Annotated in this window: 2 protein-coding genes; one reads left to right on the top strand and one right to left on the bottom strand. The window is 61.4% G+C overall.

Features of this window, described 5'->3' with window-relative positions; all coding sequences use genetic code 11:
* Nucleotides 1-1739: serine/threonine-protein kinase (locus NW819_RS01480; protein WP_414412680.1), on the bottom strand; the 1739-nt coding region annotated here is incomplete at its 3' end.
* 131 nt (nt 1740-1870) lie between these two features.
* On the opposite strand from NW819_RS01480, the gene NW819_RS01475 reads away from it, so the two are divergent.
* On the top strand, nt 1871-2788 hold the full coding sequence (locus NW819_RS01475) for a histone deacetylase (RefSeq protein WP_414412679.1): 918 nt from the start codon (nt 1871-1873) through the stop codon (nt 2786-2788).
* Nucleotides 2789-2931 lie beyond the last annotated feature (143 nt).

The raw sequence follows: 2931 nt of genomic DNA, 5'->3' as shown, positions 1-2931 counted from the left end.
GGGGGTGGAGCACCGCTGGGCAGCGTGGGATCCCAGAGGGCCATGTAAAGGTGACCTTGGGCGCTGCGCTCGATCCTGCCGGCCCAGGGGCCAACGCGGAATTGCACTCGCCCGGAACGTCCCTCGCGCACAGCCTGCAGTTCTCGCTGCAGTTGAGCAGGCAAGGGGGCTTGCAGCATATCCTCCAAGAGTCCTTCCACTTGAGGGGTGGGTACGCCATCGGTGACGGTGGCTTCGGTTTGCCGCAGGGCCAGGCTGGATTCGTCGTAGGTGAGGCCCAAGTCCACCCCGCCAAAGCGGTACAGGTCGTACACGGTATTGGGCCAAGCACCATGCCCTTGCTGGCTGGGGGATCCCAGGCTGGCCCGTACCGTCTCGCGGGAAGTCTCCAGGGGAAAGGCGCGAAACACTGGCCCGCTCCGGGTGTAGGGTTCCAGCTCCGGCGCGGGATCCCGCCGTCCGTTCTGCTCTGAAGCCAAAACAAGGGGCTCAGGGACAAGCTCCCCAGGCATAGGATGGACATTCTCTGGGGCAATGGGATCTTCCACTGCCGGACGAGATCCTGGCCCGGAAACACGGGGGGCCGAGGGGCGCTGCAGCAACTGTCCCCATTGCCAACTCACCAAAACCCAGCCCAGCAGCCCGCCCATCAGAAAGGGAATCAGGCGCACCCAAAGCAGGGATCCCCCGTTCTCGACCTCCGTGGCCGCCGTCAAGGGCCTGAGCCGCAGAGTACCGGCTGTAACCAAGGACGGCGCAGCGGCAGGGAGACCTCCAGAAAGTGGGCCAGAGGCAGCCTCTTCCGACGAGGCGACTGGGACCTGAGGGGCAATAGATCCCTGTGCTCTGGCTTGAATGTGCTCCAGCTCCGCCAACACATTGGCCACCGACTGCGGGCGGGCGGCAGGATCTTTGGCCAGGCAACCGAGGATCAAGTCAGACAAACCGGCGGGCAGCGGAAACTTCAGTCCCCAGTCTTCTAGAGGGATGGGCCGGTGCTTGTGGTGGGCCTGGTACCAGCCCGGGAAAGATTCGGTGGTGGGCTTGAGGGGCATCTGGCCAGACACCATCTGGTACAGCATGATCCCGAAGCTGTAGATGTCGGAACGGACGTCCAGCGGCAACCCTTCCAGCTGTTCCGGGGAAGAATAGGCCAGCGTTCCCAGGTAGGCATGGGTAAAGCTCAAAGATTCATGGCTGTTGAGCAGCTTGGCAATGCCGAAATCCACCAGCTTCGCCAGTTCCCCAAAACTGTCATCGGCCACCACGATCACATTGGCCGGCTTCAAATCGCGGTGGATCACCTGTACCCTTTGCCCTTCCATGAGGATCCCCTCGTGGGCCGCCTTTAACCCCAGGCCAATTTGGCGGGCCAGCCGGAAAAAGCGCTCCAAAGGCAAAGCCCCCGCGGCCAGAATATCCTTGAGGGTCTTGCCGTTCAGGTATTCCATCACATAGAAAGGCACCTCATCGGGGGTAATACCATAGTCATTGACTTTGACAATGTGCAGGCTTTTTTGGCCCAAAGCCGCGCAGGCTTTCGCTTCCCGTTCAAAGCGCAGGCGGGTGCGCCGATCCATTGCCGGCTGGGAGAGCAGCTTGACAGCCACTTCCACCCCACCAAAGAGCAAATCTTGAGCCAAATAGACTCGCCCCATGCCCCCCTGTCCCAGCAGATGTACGAGTCGATAACGCTGAGCCAAGAGGCGACCCAAAAAGGGATCCGACGCAGTAAACATAGGGAATCGCGGCGGTACGGAGAACAGGTTTGCAAGAGTCTCGAAGGGATCCGGCAGGAGCGGGCTACCTCTACCATAAGCACTGGAGCCGTCATAGGCCATGCTCGCCGCCGTCAATTCGATTGCCCTTGATGTCTTTGCCAATTGTTTACCACCCCGACTACAGTGCCCCCCTGCCGCCGGGCCACCGCTTTCCCATGCCGAAATTTCGCCTCTTGCAAGAGCTGCTGCTGCGGGAAGGGGTGATCCGCCCCCAGCAAGTGCACCACCCTGAGCTGCCCCCTCTCGCCTGGATTGAGTCGGTACATACCCCTGAGTACGTCAGGGCCTACTGTGAGGGATCCCTGAAGGCCAAGCTGCAGCGGCGCATCGGCCTGCCCTGGAGCCCGGAGCTGGTGCAGCGCACCTGTCGAGCGGTGGGCGGCACCATCCTGACTGCCCAATTGGCCCTGCGCCATGGCTTGGCCTGCAACACCGCCGGCGGCACCCACCATGCCTTTCCCGGCTACGGCTCCGGCTTTTGTATCTTCAACGACCTGGCCATTGCCGCCCAAGTCCTGCTGCAGCAAGGGCTGGTGCAAAGGCTCTTGATCGTGGATCTGGATGTCCATCAAGGAGATGGCACTGCTTGGATCTTTCGCTCCGAGCCGCGGGTGTTCACCTTTTCCATGCACTGCGAGGCCAACTTCCCCGCCACCAAACAACAGAGCGACCTGGACGTGCCCCTGCCGGTAGGCATGGAAGATGAAGCCTATCTCCAGACCTTGGCCGACCACTTGCCCGATCTGTTGGCTCAGGTGCGCCCCGATCTGGTGCTCTACGATGCCGGTGTGGATCCCCACGAGGAAGATCTCCTGGGCAAGCTGGCCCTCAGCGACCAGGGCCTGTTTCGGCGGGACATGCAAGTGCTGAACACATGTCTAAAGCAGGGCTATCCTGTCGCCTGCGTCATCGGCGGCGGCTACGGCAAAGACCTCAACCGCCTCGTGTATCGCCACTCCCTGCTGCACCGAGCGGCCAGCGAAGTGTACCGCCAATACCGTCTCTAGCCGGGGGCAAACTAGGCGTATTCGGCAATCACTACTGTGATGTTGTCTCGCCCGCCCCGCTCTTTGGCCGCCTCGATGAGCTTTAGGGGAAGTTGCTCCAAATCTTCCACCTGCAGGCAATACTCGATGATCACTTCGTCGTC

Source organism: Synechococcus sp. R8-2, from assembly GCF_047461715.1.
Classification (GTDB): Bacteria; Cyanobacteriota; Cyanobacteriia; order Thermostichales; family Thermostichaceae; genus Thermostichus.
This window is presented reverse-complemented; position numbering and strand designations above follow the sequence as displayed.